The sequence below is a fragment of the Streptomyces sp. NPDC033178 genome (assembly GCF_055577685.1).
The window spans coordinates 254,733-272,227 of the sequence record NZ_JBVIPT010000001.1 but is presented as its reverse complement, the minus strand read 5'-3'; the positions used below and the strand labels follow the sequence as shown (position 1 = coordinate 272,227).

Annotated in this window: 14 protein-coding genes; 11 read left to right on the top strand and 3 right to left on the bottom strand. The window is 69.7% G+C overall.

Features of this window, described 5'->3' with window-relative positions; translation table 11 throughout:
• The first annotated feature begins 828 nt into the window (after positions 1-828).
• Positions 829-1,251: a MarR family winged helix-turn-helix transcriptional regulator gene (locus tag ACZ5VQ_RS01300; RefSeq protein ID WP_469103105.1), complete on the top strand. Its 423-nt coding sequence runs from the start codon at positions 829-831 to the stop codon at positions 1,249-1,251.
• Positions 1,248-2,534 (top strand): MFS transporter, encoded by a 1,287-nt coding sequence (locus ACZ5VQ_RS01295; protein WP_469103104.1) that lies wholly within the window; start codon positions 1,248-1,250, stop codon positions 2,532-2,534. The genes ACZ5VQ_RS01300 and ACZ5VQ_RS01295 overlap by 4 nt, the downstream gene beginning before the upstream one ends.
• Positions 2,535-2,637: 103 nt before the next feature.
• Here the strand turns inward: ACZ5VQ_RS01295 and ACZ5VQ_RS01290 are convergent, their stop codons facing one another.
• Positions 2,638-3,390 (bottom strand): YhjD/YihY/BrkB family envelope integrity protein, encoded by a 753-nt coding sequence (locus tag ACZ5VQ_RS01290; protein ID WP_469103103.1) that lies wholly within the window; start codon positions 3,388-3,390, stop codon positions 2,638-2,640.
• Between the two features lie 1,014 nt (positions 3,391-4,404).
• On the opposite strand from ACZ5VQ_RS01290, the gene ACZ5VQ_RS01285 reads away from it, so the two are divergent.
• From ACZ5VQ_RS01285 to ACZ5VQ_RS01260, 6 genes are all read left to right on the top strand, one after another.
• Positions 4,405-5,493 (top strand): LacI family DNA-binding transcriptional regulator, encoded by a 1,089-nt coding sequence (locus tag ACZ5VQ_RS01285; RefSeq protein ID WP_469103102.1) that lies wholly within the window; start codon positions 4,405-4,407, stop codon positions 5,491-5,493.
• A gap of 739 nt (positions 5,494-6,232) precedes the next feature.
• Positions 6,233-7,477: a sugar ABC transporter substrate-binding protein gene (locus ACZ5VQ_RS01280; RefSeq protein ID WP_469103101.1), complete on the top strand. Its 1,245-nt coding sequence runs from the start codon at positions 6,233-6,235 to the stop codon at positions 7,475-7,477.
• 24 nt (positions 7,478-7,501) lie between these two features.
• Positions 7,502-8,479, top strand: a complete 978-nt coding sequence (locus tag ACZ5VQ_RS01275; RefSeq protein WP_469103100.1) for a carbohydrate ABC transporter permease — start codon at positions 7,502-7,504, stop codon at positions 8,477-8,479.
• Complete coding sequence (locus ACZ5VQ_RS01270; RefSeq protein ID WP_469103099.1) at positions 8,476-9,345, top strand: carbohydrate ABC transporter permease; 870 nt, start codon at positions 8,476-8,478, stop codon at positions 9,343-9,345. Before ACZ5VQ_RS01275 ends, ACZ5VQ_RS01270 begins: the two co-directional genes overlap by 4 nt.
• Before the next feature lie 135 nt (positions 9,346-9,480).
• A complete protein-coding gene (locus ACZ5VQ_RS01265) occupies positions 9,481-10,683 on the top strand; it encodes a glycoside hydrolase family 1 protein (RefSeq protein ID WP_469103098.1) in 1,203 nt (400 codons plus the stop codon).
• Positions 10,684-10,904: 221 nt separating this feature from the next.
• Positions 10,905-12,329, top strand: a complete 1,425-nt coding sequence (locus ACZ5VQ_RS01260; protein ID WP_469103097.1) for a glucoamylase family protein — start codon at positions 10,905-10,907, stop codon at positions 12,327-12,329.
• Positions 12,330-12,549: 220 nt separating this feature from the next.
• On the opposite strand, the gene ACZ5VQ_RS01255 is transcribed toward ACZ5VQ_RS01260, so the two are convergent.
• Complete coding sequence (locus tag ACZ5VQ_RS01255; RefSeq protein WP_469103096.1) at positions 12,550-13,761, bottom strand: erythromycin esterase family protein; 1,212 nt, start codon at positions 13,759-13,761, stop codon at positions 12,550-12,552.
• A 58-nt stretch (positions 13,762-13,819) separates the two neighbouring features.
• On the opposite strand from ACZ5VQ_RS01255, the gene ACZ5VQ_RS01250 reads away from it, so the two are divergent.
• Positions 13,820-14,587, top strand: coding sequence for a TioE family transcriptional regulator (locus tag ACZ5VQ_RS01250; protein WP_469103095.1), 768 nt, complete (start codon positions 13,820-13,822; stop codon positions 14,585-14,587).
• 180 nt (positions 14,588-14,767) lie between these two features.
• Here the strand turns inward: ACZ5VQ_RS01250 and ACZ5VQ_RS01245 are convergent, their stop codons facing one another.
• Positions 14,768-15,787, bottom strand: a complete 1,020-nt coding sequence (locus ACZ5VQ_RS01245) for an aldo/keto reductase (RefSeq protein WP_469103094.1) — start codon at positions 15,785-15,787, stop codon at positions 14,768-14,770.
• 151 nt (positions 15,788-15,938) lie between these two features.
• Here ACZ5VQ_RS01245 and ACZ5VQ_RS01240 point away from each other — a divergent pair, with 151 nt between their 5' ends.
• Positions 15,939-16,529: a TetR/AcrR family transcriptional regulator gene (locus ACZ5VQ_RS01240; RefSeq protein WP_469103554.1), complete on the top strand. Its 591-nt coding sequence runs from the start codon at positions 15,939-15,941 to the stop codon at positions 16,527-16,529.
• A 144-nt stretch (positions 16,530-16,673) separates the two neighbouring features.
• Positions 16,674-17,495, top strand: a complete 822-nt coding sequence (locus tag ACZ5VQ_RS01235) for a DUF899 domain-containing protein (RefSeq protein WP_469103093.1) — start codon at positions 16,674-16,676, stop codon at positions 17,493-17,495.

Here is a 17,495-nt window from a genome sequence, read left to right as displayed (position 1 = left end):
GATCGCACCGCTTCCTCGGGCAGCCGGCCGTGGTCCAGAGCCGCGTCGCGCAGGTTCTGGCCGTCGATGAACTCCGAGGCCATCCAGGGCAGTTCGGCCTCGGTGCCCGCGTCGACGACACGGGCGACGTACGTCCTGGGCGACGTATGTCCCGAGCCCGCCCACGGTCCGCGCCGCCCGCACCTCCTGACGGAAACCGGCCCGGAAGGTCCGGTCCGCGGCATGCTCGGCCCGCACCGGCCTGACGGCCAGCCACCGGTCGGCGGGCTCCGGCGAGGTAGACCTCGCCCATGCCGCCCCCCCCTCGAGTCTGCCCAGAACCGCGTACCGGCCGATCCACCGAGGATCCGTTTCGCGCAGCGCCTGCACCTCGAACTCCCCCTGTTCGCCTGTGCGATTCGAACGGCTGCAGAAAGGGGAGCGTATACGCCGGAAGCCCTTCGGGTCGGTGGTCGCTCCCGCAACTGGAACGAGCGCGCCCGATGGGTCCGATGGCCTCTCCTGAGCCGGCGTACCGGACCGGCAGCCGGTACTGAACTGCCAGCCGCGACGGGTCGTCAGCCGAGACCGGGCCGCCATGGTCGGTGATCACCGGCGCCTTCCCGGACACTTCGCCGAGGCGGTCGAAGTGGTGCGCGCGGCCGATGAGTTCGGCGGCCGGGCCGCTGTCGTCCTGCATTCCCCAGCTCTGTGACCGTTCCAGCTCGATGGCCCCGGGTGAAGGGCTGCCCCCGATTATCGCAGCGCTGTTATATTAGCGCTGTTACATATCCTGATCCCACGGCGCTGCCCGATCCCTGGCAGTCGCTGCACAAGCTGCTGGCCGCCATGGACGCCGAGATCGAGCAGGTCTACGTCGAGCGTGGCATCAAGGGGGTGCGGCCGCGGTTCGCCTATCCGCTGATCCGGCTCGCCCACACCGGGCCGCTGACCATCCGCGAGCTCGCGGAGTCCCTGGACCGCTCGCACTCCGCGATCAGCCAGACCATCGCCGCCATGCGCAAGGAGGATCTGGTCACCTCCGAGCCGGGCCCCGACGCCCGCACCCGGCGGATCGACCTGACCGAGCGTGGCCGGTCGCTGGTGCCGTTCCTGGAGGCCGAGTGGCGTGCCACACACGCGACGGTCGCCGAGCTGGACGCAGAGGTCCCGTACCCAATGACCACCGTCGTCGAGGAACTGCGGCGGGCGCTGGAGCAGCGGTCCATGCGACAGCGGATACTTCACCACCTCGTCGAGCCACAGGGATGAGATGGCGCGTCCGGTTCCTGGACACCCGCCCGCTGCGAAGCAGCCGACCGTTCCGCGACCTGTGGATCGGCTCCGCAGCCTCCCAACTCGGAGGGCAGATAGCCACCGTGGCGGTGCTGGCCCAGGTGTGGGACCTCACCGGCAGCCCGGTGGGCACCGGCGCCATCGGGCTCGCGACTGGCCTGCCGATGGTGCTGTTCGGGCTGTTCGGCGGCACGTTGGCCGACTCCGTCGACCGCCGTGCGGTGGTGCGGGCCACCACGGCAGGCCAACTGCTGGCCGCTGCGGGGCTGTGTGCCCAGGCTCTGGCGGACAACCGGAACGTGCCGCTGCTGCTGGCCCTGGTCGCCATAGGGACCGCATGCGGCGCGCTCGGTGCACCTGCCCGGCGTACGTTCCCGGTCCGGCTGCTCTCCTCCGACCAGGTCGCGGCCGGTCTCGCGCTGACCAACGTCTCCTTCCAGGCGGCGATGCTGGCCGGGCCCGCGCTGGCCGGGCTGATCATCGCCCACTGGGGTTTCCCTGCCGCCTACGCCGCACAGGCCATGGCCGTCGCAGTCTCGATGCTCGCGGTGATCCGCCTCCCGGCCATGAAACCCGAGGGCGTCGACGCTTCTGGCGGCAGGCGCCGACCTGAACGTGGCGGCTGGGGGATCATCTTTCGCCGTCCGACGCTGTGGGGCTCGATGGCCACCGACCTGTCCGCGACGTTGCTCGCGATGCCCATCGCACTCTTCCCGCTGGTCAACGAAATCCGCTTCGAGGGCAGCCCACAGACCCTCGGCTTCTTCCTCTCGGCCGTCGCGGTCGGGGGGATCACAGCCGGTCTGCTCTCCGGCACGGTGACGCGTTGGCGACGTGGTGGCCTGGTCCAGCTGACCGCGGCCTGCGTCTGGGGCGTGGCGCTGGCAGGCTTCGGCCTGGCCGGGCCGCTTTGGCTGGCGCTCGGCTGCCTGGCCATGGCCGGTGCCGCCGACACCGTGTCCGTGGTCACCCGCAGTGCCCTGGTGCAGTTGGAGACCCCGGACGCGTACCGGGGGCGGGTTTCGTCCGTGGAACACGTCATCGGTGTCGCGGGCCCCGAGCTCGGCAACTTCCGTGGCGGCCTGCTGGCGTCGGCCACCTCCGCCTCCTTCTCCCTCGTCGCCGGCGGCCTGTCCGCCGTCCTGGCGATTGCCGCCGTGGCAGTGGCCAACGCTCCTCTGCGCGCCTACCGCACGCCGTCTGCCTCCGCGGAGCCAACCGCCCGCGGAGTTGCCGACGCGGCGACGGCTGCTGGTTAGGTGGTCCAACGGCCTGTCCGCCGACTTCTCCTCGAAGGCCTCGGGCAGGTGGGCCGCCCCGTCCACGCCGACGAGCCCTTCGGAGTTTCGGAGCTTCGGAACTTCAGCGCTTCCGGGTGCGGGAGCGCGGGTGGGGATGGGGGTGTGGAATGTGGTGCGGTTCGTGGAGATACCAGTACCGACCGACGAGGGCGCCGCCGAAGACGACGAAGCCGACGCCGATGAGCCAGGACGTCACGATGAGGACGGTGCCGACCGAGCCGTACGAGACCGCGTTGCTCACAATGAGCGGGGAGAAGACCAGGGACGAGAACAGGCGCAGGCCGACCAGGCCCGCCAGCGTGGCGATGGCGCCCGGCAGGAGGGCACGCCAGGGGACGCGGCCGCCCAGCAGGAAACGCTGTGCCCACCAGAAGAAGAGCACGCCGAGCAGCGAGGACAGCCCGATCCGGCCCCATGAGCGCAGGGTTCCCGACCCCAGGACGGCTACGCTCTGCGCTTCGGCGAAGAGGTAGGCCGTCAGAGCGACGAGCCACACCACACGTCGCCATACGGTGTGCCAGCGCCCGGCCGGCAGGTCCCACACCTTTTCGTAACCGGTCTGGACACTGCCCGCGAACGTCACGCCGAAGAGCGCGAGCAACACCACGCTCAGGACGCTGGTCGTGCTCAGGACCTTGCTGGGTGCGGCGAAGAGATCCTGTACGGCGTCGGCGGGGCGTCCGGACAGCCCCATTCCGTCCACGATCCACAGGGCGAAGCCGCGTTCCTCGATCGGAAGGGCCGCCGCGACCACGATCAGCAGCGGCGCGAGCGTCACCAGTCCCAGCGCGGCGAATCCCATGGCCCGGTGCATCAGCTCCACTTCTTTGCCGCGCTGCCATACGTGCGTACCTCTGTCATGGAGGAGGCGCCCCAGCTCCGCAGACCGGTGCCTGCGGTTGTGGAGATGCGCCCAGCCCGTGGCCTTGTCCGCGCCCCTGCCTCTGCCTCTGCTCCTGTTGCTGTCTCTGCCGGGTCGGCCGGGGTGACCGGCGTCCGGAGAATCCGGCGCCCCCGAATCATCGGGCGCCCTCGAAGTGTCCGGGGGCTCCGCAACACCCGGAGGCCCCGTTGAGCCGGATGGCTCAGAGAGCTCATCGGGCTCGGACGGCTCAGACGGGTCCGAAAGGCGGGGCATGTCCCGCGCTCCGCTTCAGTGCGAGGGGGTGACGTCGGCTACGAGGACCACGAGGGTAACGAGGGCTGCGAGAAGCGATCCGCGACGATGGCACGACCTCGTGGCGCATGCGTGGTCACCTCGTCCCGTGCTCCCGTTCCGTGCACCGCAAACCGCCTCGTTCCCGCACCGGGCGGCACCGTGCATCACGAGTGGCTGCTTCCAGCGTGCCCCGCCACCTCCGGAAGCGCGACCGGCTCAGCAGCCTTGACACCCGCCGGCCGCGGAACCCGTTCCGGGGAAAGCCACGCGTTCCGCGTACCCAAGGGGGCGGCGCGCATAGTGCGCCGAGGGTGCGCAGCGACACCAGAGTGAGCGCGACCATGTGCCTGTGCATCAAGGCCGGGCCGGTCAGCCCTGGCGAGGAGTCCAGTGCGATCCCGGCGATGAGGGAGCCGACCGCGATGCCGACATTGAAGGCCGAGGCGGAAAGCGCGTAGGCGAGGGTGAAGGCGTTGCCCGCGGAGCGGACGTCTTTGAACCCCTGGTGTCAGGCGACAACATGGGAGAGGCACCCGTCTCCGCAGCCACGACACCCCGGCTCCGAGCCCCGGTTGCCTCACAGACCTCCCCGCCCTAGGGTGAATGCGCTTTCATCTACGTGCATGCATCAGAAGAGACGGGGGCCCGACCCATGAACGGCACCGCATCGTGAACGCGATCCCCACGGTGTACGACGTGGCCGAACGCTCCGGTGTATCCATCGCCACCGTGTCCAGGGTGTACCGCAGCCCCGACTCCGTGCGCGCCGCCACCCGCGAGAGGGTGCTGGCGGCGGCCGGCGAGCTGGGATACGTGCCGAGCGGCAACGCCCGCGGTCTCGCCAGCCGTTCGACCGGCGTCCTCGGTCTGTGCTTCCCGGACTATTCCGACCCGGACACGCTCGGCGCCGAGGACGACGATGCCGCGATGCTCTACTCGGACCAGATCATCCGGGGCATGGAACGCGCGGCCCGCCGGCACGGGTACGCCCTGCTGATCGCCGCTTCCCTCGAAGGTGGCCCGGAGAACCTCGTGGCCCAGGTGGCCGGCCGAGTCGACGGCTTCGCGGTGATGGCCCGCACGGTACCGACCGAGGAGCTCGAAGCGATCTCCCGGCGCCGACCGGTGGTGATGCTGGCAGGCCCCCGCGCGCAGGACCCCTCGCTCGACCACCTCGACCACGTCGAGGTCGCCAACGAGGACGGCCAGTACGAGCTGACCCGCCACCTGGTCCACGACCACGGGCTGCGCCGCCTCGCCTACGTGGGGCTCGTCGACGAGTCTCCGGACGTCGAGGCGCGTTTCCGCGGATTCCGCCGGGCCTGCCGCGAGGCCGGGATCGAGACCGCCGCCGCGTCGGCACTGCGCATGCCGATGATGACCCAGGCGGAAGGAGCCCGCGCCGCTCACCTGCTGTGCGAGGGAGACGGCGACCGGCCCGAGGCGTTCGTGTTCGCCAATGACCAGATGGCGGTGGGCGCTCTCCAAGCGCTCGAAAGCCGTGGTGTACGCGTGCCCGACGACGTGGTGGTGACCGGCTTCGACGGCATTCCGTTGAGCCGCCTGGTGCGCCCCGCCCTGACCACCGTGCGCCAGCCGATGGTGCGCATGGGGGAGGAGGCCGTCGACCTGCTGGTACGACGGCTGAGCGGACAGCCTCCGGAGGAGCCTGTCTCACTGATGCTGCCGGTCGGTGTGGTCCGCCGGGCGAGCTGCGGTTGCGACGAGGCGACGACCCCTTCGACGACGACCGGCTGAACGCCGCCCGTCCGAGGGTCGGTTGCCGCCCACCGCATGCGACCGACCGTCCGACCGGCCGGCTGACCCCCGGGCACCGGCTCACGCTCACCCCGCCTTGGCCAGACTCCCCGTCCACACACGGAGGGGGAGGACGGCGGCCCTGGGGGCTCCCTGCCGATGAGCCGACTGCTGCCCTCGCGGAAGCTCCCTCGGCGCCACTCCGCGGTGAGCGCTCCCCGACCCTCGGCACGGTCAGCCAGTCAGCCGGTCAGCCGGTGAGCAGGTCCGCCAGTCCGACTCCGAGAACCAGTCCTCCCAGAGCACCCTCAGTGCCCGATCCCGCCACAGACGCTCTCACCGAGACGCGGTACGCCGGCGCCGATCTCGTCGCACCCGCCGTAGCCGTCTCCGGTCACGAAACCGTCGCGGGCGTACGACTCCCTCGCGCGGTAGCGCCAGCAAAGCCGGCACCTGCCACCGTGCGTACGGCGAGCTTCCGAAGGCTCGCGGAACCATCAATGGCAGGAGCCCTGGATCACAGATCCTTTCCCCGTGTACTGATCCGTCTTACGTTGCTCTCGCACAGGCCCTTCGCGGTCGGTACCGCGTCCCCGGGCAGTGCGGGCCGCCCGTCGGATGTCCCTCTCGTTACGGGAGTGTGACCAAGGCCCCTCTTGCCAGGCCCGGAATCGCTGCAACAGAGTGATGTATGCGCTTACAGGCAGCGCATACATCACCGCTCAAGGAGGAGCTGCCCATGAACCGCGCCGTCGCAACCGGGTCGATCGCACTCACCCTGGCGTCTGCGCTCACCCTCACCGCCTGTGGCGGCTCGGGTGGCGCGGGCGTGGCAGGAGACGCCAAGCAGACCCTGACCGTGTGGGCGATGGGCACGGAGGGGGAGAAGCTCGGCGACGTCGCCAAGGAGTACGAGAAGTCACACTCCAACATCACCGTCAAGATCACCCCGATCGGCTGGGACGTGGCCCACCAGAAGCTGGTCGCCGCTGCCGCCGCCGGGAAGCTGCCCGACGTGATGCAGATGGGCGGGAGCTACCTGGGCGAGTTCGCCGACATGGGTGTCCTGGAGCCGGTCGACACCAAGACCTTCCGCGAGGGCGACTTCTTCCCCGCCGCCTGGCAGCAGGGTTCCTACGACGGCAAGACCTACGGCGTCCCCTGGTACGTCGACACCCGCGTGCTCTTCTACCGCACCGACCTCGCCACCAAGGCAGGGATCAAGAAGGCCCCGGCCACCATGGCCGAGCTCCAGAGCGCCGCCGAGGCGTACCAGAAGAAGGCCGACACCAAGTGGGGCCTGTCCATCCAGCCGGGCGGACTCGACACCGTACAGAGCTTCTACCAGTTCCTGTACTCCGCCGGTGGCGCCATCATCGACGACAACGGCAAGGCCGTCGTGAACTCCGCCGCGGCCGTCAAGGCGCTGGAGAACTACGGCAGTTACTTCGACAAGGGTCTCAGCGAGAAGTCCGTACGCCCCGGCTACGACGTCACCAAGGACTTCAACTCCGGTGCCGTGCCCATGTTCTTCGGCGGCCCCTGGATCACGAGCCTCCTCGACGAGAACTACCCCGACATCAAGGGCAAGTGGGCCGTCGCCCCCGTTCCCGCCGACAAGGCATCGGTGTCCATGGCCGGCGGGTCCAGCCTGGCCGTCTCCGCCGACAGCGACCACAAGGCCGCCGCCAAGGAGCTCGTCTCCTACCTGACCGGTGCCAAGGGTCAGGCCGACTGGTTCGAGCGCACCAACGACCTGCCCGCCAACACGGCCGCCTGGAAGACCGGCGATCTCGCCACCGACCCCACCATGCAGGTGTGGCGGAAGCAGATGGACACCGCCCGCGCCACCCCCTCCCAGCCCAAGCTGACCGAGATCACCTCCAAGGTGGACACGGCCATCGAGTCGGTCACCCAGGGCAAGTCCTCCGCGAAGGCCGCGCTGGACAAGGCCCAGTCCGAGATCGAAGGACTCGTGCAGTAGAAGGCAGTAGGAGAGCGTTCCCTCATGTCCCTCACCACAGGACCTGCCGTCCCGCAGGCGGCCGTCGACAAGAGCCCCGACAGCGGCGGGAAATCCGGTCGCGCCCGCCGAGGCCGCCGCTCACTGAGCAAGCACAACCTGACCGGATGGCTGTTCTCCACGCCGTTCCTGGTGCTGTTCGGCGTCTTCATGCTCTTCCCGATCGTCGCCACGCTCCTGATGAGCTTCACCGACTTCGGCGCCCGTAACGTCACCCGCCCACTGGAGGCGGAGTTCGTCGGCCTGGACAACTACACACAGCTGTTCCAGGACGACAAGTTCCTCAAGGCCCTGTTCAACACCGCCTACTTCGTGGTCGTCGGCGTCCCCGCGACCATCGTCCTCGGACTGCTGGCGGCGATCCTGCTGAACAACGGCATCGACCGGGCCCGCACGTTGTTCCGCGTCGGGTTCTACGCGCCGGTCGTCACGACCATCGTCGCCGTGGCGGTCGTCTGGCGCTTCGTACTCGACCCCTCCGACGGGCTGATCGCCTCCCTCGCCTCCGAAGTCGGCCTGACCGCACCGGACTTCCTCGGCTCGGAGACCTGGGCCATGCCCTCCCTGATCACCATGGCCGTGTGGCGCAACCTCGGTACCGTCATGGTGCTGTGCATCGCCGGCCTCCAGGCGATCCCGGCCGATGTCCGCGAGGCGGCCCGCCTCGACGGCGCCGGCGCCTGGCAGGAACTGCGCGGCATCACCGTCCCACTGCTGCGGCCCACCCTGCTGTACGCCACGGTCATCACCACCATCGGCTACCTCAACGTCTTCGAGGAGCCCTTCGTGATGACCCAGGGCGGCCCCTCCGACTCCACGCTGACCGTGTCGCTCGACATGTACCGCGAGGGATTCAACTTCTTCCACATGGGCTACGCCAGCGCCATGGCGTACGTCCTGTTCGTCGTGATCATGGGCGTCACGGTGCTCCAGCTCCGACTGCTGAAGGACAACACCCGATGACCGCCGACACGGCCACCAAGGCCCGGACCCGCCGTCGTACCGGACGGGTGCGCACCCCGCTGCTCTACACGGTCGCCTCGGCCGCACTGCTGGTGATGGCCGCCCCGTTCCTCTGGATGGCACTGTCCGCGTTCAAGACGAAGCAGGACCTCACGGCGAGCCCGCCCGTGTGGATCCCCTCCCGGTGGACGCTGGACAACTTCACGGCCCTGCTCGACCAGCTCGACATGCCGCAGTACTTCCTCAACTCGCTGATCGTGGCCGTCCTGGTGACCGTCAGCAACCTGCTGTTCTGCTCCATGCTCGGCTACGCCCTGGCCAAGCTCGACTTCGCCGGGCGTTCCAAGGTCTTCGCTGTCGTGCTGGCCGCCCTGATGGTCCCCGGCAACCTCATGATCCTGCCGCTGTACGTGCTGATGAACGGCCTCGGCCTGATCGACACGTACGCCGGACTCGTGCTGCCCTTCGCGGCCGGCGCGTTCGGGGTGTTCCTGATGCGGCAGTTCATGCTCTCCGTGCCCGACGAACTCCTGGAGGCGGCGCGTCTCGACGGAGCGGGGGAGTGGTACATCTTCTGGCGGATCGTGATCCCACTGGTCAAGCCCGCCCTCGCGACCCTGACGATCTTCACCTTCCTCGGCTCCTGGAACAACTTCATCTGGCCGCTGATCGCCACCAATGACCCGGACAAGTACACCCTGCCGGTGGCGCTGGCGACCTTCGCCAACGATCCCAACCGCACGGTCGGGGGCGGCAACGGCATGCTCATGGCCGGTTCACTCCTCGTCGTACTCCCGGTCCTGGCTGTCTTCGTCGTCCTGCAACGGCACTTCACGCAGGGCATCGCCACCGCGGGCCTGAAGTAGCCCCGCCCGGCGCCTCTTCCCTCGGCCTTCCCGAACCCGCTTCTCCCGGCCTCCCGCACCCGCCGGTCGCTTCGCCGCGACCCCCGGGCCGGTCGCCATGCCATCACCCCCACATCAGAAGGACAGAAACGGACGATGACGCACTCCACCACCCGCTTCCCCGACGGCTTCCTGTGGGGCGCCTCCACCGCTGCCCACCAGATCGAGGGCAACAACGTCAACAGCGACTGGTGGCGCAAGGAGCACGACCCCGCGGCCGGGATCGCCGAACCCAGCCTGGACGCCTGCGACAGCTACCACCGCTGGGAGCAGGACATGGACCTGCTCGCCGAACTGGGCTTCACCGACTACCGGTTCAGCATCGAATGGGCACGCATCGAACCCGTCCTCGGCACCTTCTCCCGCGCCGAGATCGCCCACTACCGCCGTATGGTCGAAGGCGCCCTCGCCCGCGGTCTGCGCCCCATGGTGACCCTGCACCACTTCACCGTCCCGCAGTGGTTCGAGGACCTCGGCGGCTGGACCGCCGACGGCGCCGTCGATCTCTTCGCCCGTTACGTCGAGGAGTGCGCGCCCGTCATCGCCGACGGTGTGCGGCACGTGTGCACCATCAACGAGCCGAACATGATCGCCGTCATGGCAGGAGCCGCGAAGGCCGGAGACAAGGGCTTCCCGCCCGCGGGCCTGCCAACCCCCGACGAGGAGACCACCCGCGCCGTGATCGCCGCGCACCAGGCGGCCGTCAAGACCATCCGCGCCCAGCACCCCGACGTCGAGGTCGGCTGGACCATCGCCAACCAGGTCTACCAGGCCCTGCCCGGCGCCGAGCAGGTCACCGCCGACTACCGCCACCCCCGCGAGGACGTCTTCATCGAGGCCGCCCGCGGCGACGACTGGATCGGTGTGCAGTCCTACACCCGCACCAAGATCGCCTCCGAGGGTCCCGTCCCGGCCCCCGACGACGTCGAACGCACCCTCACGCAGTGGGAGTACTACCCGACCGCAGTCGGTCACGCCCTGCGTCACACCGCCGAGGTCATCGGCGACGACACACCCCTGATCGTCACCGAGAACGGCATCGCCACCGCGGACGACAGCCGTCGAGTCGACTACTACACCGGTGCCCTCGGCGCGGTCGCCGCCGCAGTCGAGGACGGCCTGAACGTCCAGGGCTACCTTGCGTGGAGCGCCCTGGACAACTACGAATGGGGCTCCTTCAAGCCGACCTTCGGACTGATCGCCGTGGACCCGACCACCTTCGAGCGCACCCCGAAGCCGTCCGCCGTCTGGCTCGGCAGCCTGGGCCGCGACCGCGTCCTGCCGCGCACCGAGTCCTGACGCTTCCCCCAGAACCCGGGAGTCGGCCGGCCCTGACACCGGTCGGCTCCCGGCACCCCTCACACATCACACATCACACATCACACATCACAACCGGTAGTACCGAGCTCCGCCTCGGCAGCACCCGCACGATCCGGCATCACCGCATCACCGCATCACCGCATCACGGACACGCACCCTTCCGCCTGCCTGCCTTCCCACAGCACAGGAGCCAGAGCCGCATGAACCGTCGTAGCTTCCTCACCGCCGCCGCAACCACTGCCGCGGCCGCCAGCGCCACGTCTCTCACCACCACCGCAGCCAACGCCGTCCCAGCCGCACGAACCGACGCGGAACGCCGTCTGTTGCGCGACTGGTTCGTCGCGACCCACCGCTCCATGGAGGCCATGACGACCGAACTCGGCCTGGCCGCCGACAAGATCGACGTCAGCGGGAGCGGCGCGCCGGTGCCGTCCGCGCAGACCTCGCCGACCAACATCGGTTGTGGCCTGTGGTCCACCGTCGCAGCCGCCGGACTCGGCGTCATAGCCGGCACCACCATGCGCAGTCGGCTGGCTCGCACGGTCGCTGCCGTGGAACGCCTGGAGCGCGCCCACGGCTTCTGGTTCAACTGGTACGACGCGCACGACGGTTCACTGCTCACGGCCTGGCCGGAGACCGGCGACCCCGTGCGTCCCTTCCTGTCCAGCGTCGACAACGCGTGGCTGGTGACCGGTCTGCGCATCGCCGCGCACGCCCACCCCGGCCTGCGTCCCCGTATCGCCGCCCTCCTCGCCGACGCCGACTGGTCCTACTACTACACCCCCTTCGATCCGGCCGACCCGGTCGCCGGCCCCGGACAACTGCGTGGCGGCTTCTGGCCGGACAAGCCGGGCAAGGGCGAACCCACCGGCCACCACTACGGCGCGCTCAACACCGAACCCCGTATGGCCAGTTACCTCGGCATCGCCGACGGCTCACTGCCGACCGAGCACTACTGGCACATGATGCGCACCCTGCTTCCGGGAGCGGGCCAGGAACAGGAGCCGCAGGGCGAGTACGTCGAGATCGACGGCGTACGCGTCTGGGAGGGCCACTACACCTACCGGGGCCGGAAGCTCGTCCCCTCCTGGGGCGGCTCCATGTTCGAGGCGTTGATGGTCCCGCTGTTCGTGCCCGAATCGGAGTGGTCCCCCCGCTCCTGGGGCACCACCCACCGACGTTACGTCCGCAGCCAGATCGAACACGGCCTGATCGAGGAGGAGTACGGCTACTGGGGGTTCTCCCCGGCCTCCATTCCCGCCGGTGGCTATCGCGAGTACGGGGTCGACGGGACAGGCATGCAGGAGGAGGGCTACAACTCCCTGGGTGTCGTCACCCCGCACGCCTCCTTCCTCGCCCTGCCCCAGGCCCCGGCCGAGGCGCTCTCCAACCTCCGCGCCCTCGACCGTGCCTTCGGCGCCTACGACGACCGCTACGGCTTCCGCGACTCCGTCGACGTCACCACCGGCCGCGTAAGCGACTTCGTTCTGGCCCTCGACCAAGGCATGATCACCGCGGCCATCGCCCAGCACCTGCACCCTGGCCTGCTCCAAACGCCGTTCCGTACGGCGGGCTTCCACACCCGGGTACGCCCGCTGCTCGGCAAGGAGCGGTTCTCCCTCTAGGGGGAGGGGCATCGCCGCCAGGCCGTGGGCGGGTGCGGCTTTACCGAGGCACGCGCCGAGCTCAAAGAGCAGAGCCTGCGCGAGGTCGAGGTCAACCGCAGGAGCCTCAGGGCTGACGACCGTCTACGAGTGCTTCCCCACGACCGCGGGCTGGGTTCATGGACGTACGCCGACAGCGGTCTGCCGCAGGGAAGGCGTGCAGCTCTCGGGGCCTGGGCGTCTACCTGCGACGTCGCGGCGGGACGTCCCTGACGAACACGATGCCGTCGCTGGCCGCCAGGTGGGCCGGGTCGAACGGCGCGTAGCCGAACCAAGGGGAGACGCGGAGTGCGGGCAGTGTGCCGTCGAGGGCGGTGGCCAGCCGCGGGGCGTCGACGACGTAGCGGTCGTCCGGGAGTTCGTACAGGAGGCCTTCGACGGTGTCCGGCGGTGGGGTGTCCACTCCCCGGTGAGGGATCGTGCCGAGGGCCGTGGCCACGAAGGCGTACTCCTCGCCGAGTCGGGCGCTCACCAGGGCACCGGCGCTCCACCATTCCACCCGCCCCTGCCACAGCTGCATGGAGCTCTTCTCCCGCTGGAGATGGGAGTTCTGGGCGTGGACGAGTGCCGGCCCCCGATCGGTGACGGCGAGGAGGTTGTGGGCCATCATCAGATCCCGCAGCGCGCACAGCCGCGCCATGCGGGCCGGTGAGGTGTCGGCCATCCAGTGGTGGTAGCGCAGCAGGCCGGTCGCGGTACGCCCGTACAGGCGCGCCCGGTCCAGGTCGTCCCGCGAGGTCGTCGTGATCAGGTGCGGCGTCTGTGTGTCCAGCAGTGCCACCAGATCGTCGGCGAGCAGCCGCAGTCGACCGGCGTCGGCCGACTGCCCCACGGACTGGGACGGGTCCATCATCGCGGCGGGCTCGGTCCACCGGTCGTCGGTCCCGAGCAGCCGGTCGAGTGTTTCCGCGGTGCAGGGGAGCAGGTCCGTGTCCACCCGGGCCGAGAGGTAGCCGTGGAGGGCGGTGAGGGCCTGCCGGGGGCTCGCGGCGGCGGTGATCTCCAGCGGTCCGTCGAAACCGGCGAAGCGGAGTCGCTCGGACACGGGCCGGCCCTCGTTGTACGCGCGCATCCAGCGCACGAGCTCGCGGTTGGCCGCGGAGGCGCCCCAGCCGTGGCTGAATCCGTGCTCCATGACCTCGTCGAGAGTGCCTGTGCCCGCTGTGACGTAGTCGTCCACGACCAGGCCCATCATGCAGTCGCTCTCGATCGCGATCGTCCCGTAGCCCTCCTGCTCGACGAGCTGCCGGAAAAGCTCGTTGCGCAGGTCGAGCAGAGTGTCCTCGCCGTGGGTGGGCTCGCCCAGCGCGAGCAGCCGAGGCCGGGCCGGAAGCAGCTTCATGACGGCGGCAGCGTCGACGGTATGGACGGCGTCCTTGATGTCAGTAGCCATGCCTTCAACGGTATCGTTGAACCTTCGGTTGAAACTTTCCCGCGATATCGGCAGGCCCATGGAGCAAAACCTTCAAAACGGTGAGCGGCTCAGGCCGGTTGATCTGGCGCGTGGGCACGGTCTGTCCACACAGGCGATCAGGAACTACGAGGAGGCCGGCATCCTTCCGGCCGCCGGTCGCACACCCCACGGCTACCGCACCTACACCTCGCTGCACGCGGATGCCCTGCGTGCGTTCCTTGCCCTGGTGCCCGGCCACGGCCACGGGACGGCGACGTCGATCATGCAGGCCGTGAACCAGGGCGCGGTCGATGAGGCGTTCCGTCTCATCGACGAGAGCCACGCCCAGCTCCTCGACGACCGGCGGACCCTTCAGGCCGTGGAGAGCGCCCTACGTGACCTGGCCACCACGGCCCCCGAGCTCGACGCGGCTTCCGGGGCCGACGCGAGTTCCGGGGCCGCTGACAGGTTCATCGGGCCGCTGGCGGCAGAGCTCGGGATCCGGCCCGCGACGCTGCGCAAATGGGAGCGCGCCGGGCTGGTGCGCCCCCGCCGCGACCCGCTGACCGGGTACCGCGTCTACCACGAGTCCGACGTACGGGACGCCCGGCTCGCCCACCAACTCAGGCGCGGTGGCTACCTGTTGGAGCAGATCGCCCCGCTGCTCGCCCAGGTACGGTCGGCCGGCGGGCTGGAGCCGCTGGAGGCCGCACTGTCCGACTGGCGAGGCCGGGTATCGGCCCGCGGGAGGGCGATGCTGACCGGGGCGGCCGAGCTGGAGACGTATCTCCGCGAGCGCGGACGAGCCTCCGGAACCGGCCAATGAGAATGACGAGGCTCCGGACCGGCCAACGAGAGCGACGAGACTCGGGACCTGGCGAACGAGAACGACGAGACTCCGGTCCTGGCCCACGAGAACAAGAGCCACAGGGCGTTTCGGGGGTCCGGAGCGAGTACCGGCTATGACGCGGACGTGGACGTGGCCGCGCTGTGGCGGGCGGGGCCGTCAGCGGCGTCGCAGCGCCGGGTCGAGCAGGGCGGGCGGAGTGTCGTGCTTCTCGTGTGCGGCCAGGTCGACACCGGGGGCGACGATGCCGTCGATGGCGTCCAGCACGTCGGCGGAGAGCACGGTGTCGGCCGCGGCGAGCTGTGAGTGCAGGTGGTCCAGCGTGCGGGGACCGATGAGCGCGCTGGTCACGGCGGGGTGCGCGGTCACGAATCCGAGCGCGAGCTGGATCATGGTCAGGCCGGCCTCGTCGGCGACTTCGGCCAGCTGCTCGACGGCATCAAGCCTGGCCCGGTTGGAGGGGATCGCGGTGTCGAAGCGCTGCGGCATGAACGTCGAGCGGCTGGTGGTGATGTCCCGGCCCTCGCGTACCGCCCCCGACAGCCACCCCGAGGCCAACGGGCTCCACGCCAGCACTCCGAGCCCGTACTCCTCGGTCACGGGCAGGACATGGGTCTCGATCCCGCGCTGCAGGATCGAGTAGCTGGGCTGTTCGGTGACGTAGCGGCTCAGGTGGTGCTCGCGGGCCGCCCACTGTGCCTGCACGATGCGGTACGCCGGGAAGGTCGAGGAGCCGAAGTAGCGGATCTTTCCCGCGCGTTGCAGGTCGGTCAGGGCCGACAGCGTCTCCTCGTCGCTGGTGGTCGGGTCCCATCGATGGATCTGGTAGAGATCGACATGGTCGACACCGAGGCGGCGCAGGCTGTTGTCCAGCTCGGTGACGAGCCAGCGGCGTGAGCTGCCCTGGTGGTTGCGCTCGTTGCCCATCGGCATGGTCGCCTTCGTGGCCAGCACGATGTCGTCGCGGCGGCCGGTGATGGCCTTGCCGACCATCTCCTCCGACTCGCCGGCGCTGTACATGTCGGCGGTGTCGATGAGGTTGATCCCGCCCTCGATGGCGGCGTCGACGATGGCGGTGGCTTCTTCCTGGGTGGTGCGGCCGATGGCGCCGAAGTTCATCGCGCCGAGCGCGAGGGAACTGACCTGTACACCGGTGCGGCCCAAGGTGCGGTACTGCATGACCGTGATCCTCCATTGCGGGTGAAGCGTGGTGGCACTGCATGGCTTGGTTGCGGGGCTCCGCTCTGGCATCATGAGCAAACGGAACCTCGTTCCGGAACGATATGGAACGCTGTTCCGTTTGGCAAGCTCGGCAGTGGAGGGTGGCGCGGTGAACGACAGCGGCGAGGGCGCGGGGAGCGCGGCCCAGTCCAAGCGGAAGGACGCCCGGCGCAACAAGGAGACCCTGCTCGACGCGGCCGCCGCGGTCTTCGTCACGTCGGGTGTCGAAGCGCCGGTACGTGACATCGCGACCAAGGCGGGCGTCGGGCTGGGCACGATCTACCGCCACTTCCCGACTCGGGCGGATCTCGTCATCGCCGTGTACCGCCACCAGGTCGACGCCTGCGCCGAGGCCGGTCCGGCTCTGCTGGAGGCCGGCCCGACACCTCACGCCGCCCTCGCACAGTGGGTCGACCTCTTCGTCGACTTCCTGGTCACCAAGCACGGACTCGCGGCCGCGCTGCAGACCGACAACGCCGGTTTCGAAACGCTGCACGCCTACTTCCTCGACCGCCTCCTGCCGGTGTGCACCCAACTCCTCGACGCTGCCGCAGCCTCCGGCGAGATCCGCTCCGACCTCACCGCCTACCAGCTCATGCGCGGCGTCGGAAACCTCTGCATCGGTGCCGACAGCGATTCCCGCTACGACGCACGCCGGCTGGTCGAGCTCCTCGTCGCAGGCCTCCGCCGACCGGGCTGACCGTGGCAGCCGTGGATGCCGGGGTACTGGGACGGCCGAGGTCGCCCCTGCCGCGATGAGTTTTGGCGGGGCCGCGAGTCTGTTCTGGTGAGCGTCGTACGACGTCTACGGCGCTGCCCTGCACGAGACACCACGGAGGACACCATGACGACCACGCCCACACCCGGCAACGCGAGCGGCGACCTCCCCGGCAAGCCGCCGGTGGTCGACCTGGCCGCCTGGCAGGCCGCCCGTGACGAGCTGCTGGTCCGCGAGAAGGCGCACACCCGTGAGGGCGACGCGATCGCCGCGGCCCGGCGGCGGCTGCCGATGGTGGAGCTCGACGGGACGGTCGAGGTCGTCGGAGCCGACGGTCCTGTCCCGTTCCTGGACCTGTTCCAGGGGCGCGACGAGCTCGTGGTCTACCAGCACATGTGGTACGACGGCGCGCCGCACCAGGGACAGTGCGAGGGCTGCACCACCACGGCCTGGCATGTGAAGGACGCCGTCTACCTCAATGCCCGGGGAGTCTCGTTCGCCGTCCTGACCTCCGGCCCGTGGGACGAGGTGGCCTCCTACGTCGAGTTCATGGGCTACACCCAGCGCTGGTACTCGGTACGGGGCGTGGAGGCGCCGGTCGGCGGGGAAATGGGGCACATCGCCTGCTTCCTGCGAGACGGTGACCGCGTGTTCCTCACCTACTCCACGACGGGCCGTGGCAACGAGCGGGTCAACGGGTCGCTCGGCCTGCTCGACATGACGCCGTACGGCCGCGGCGAGGCATGGGAGGACAACCCCGAGGGCCGGCCCGTGATCGGCGAGGTCCGCGAGGGGCACCCGTCCGTGGGCCGACAGGCCTGCTGGTACTGGCGCTCGGACGCCGACGGCAACGCCACCTGGGGCCCGACCAGCCGACCCGTGCCGCAGTGGACCCGCCCCGGCGCGACCCCGGTGGAGACCCTCGGCCGCAAGGGCCACCACCACTGA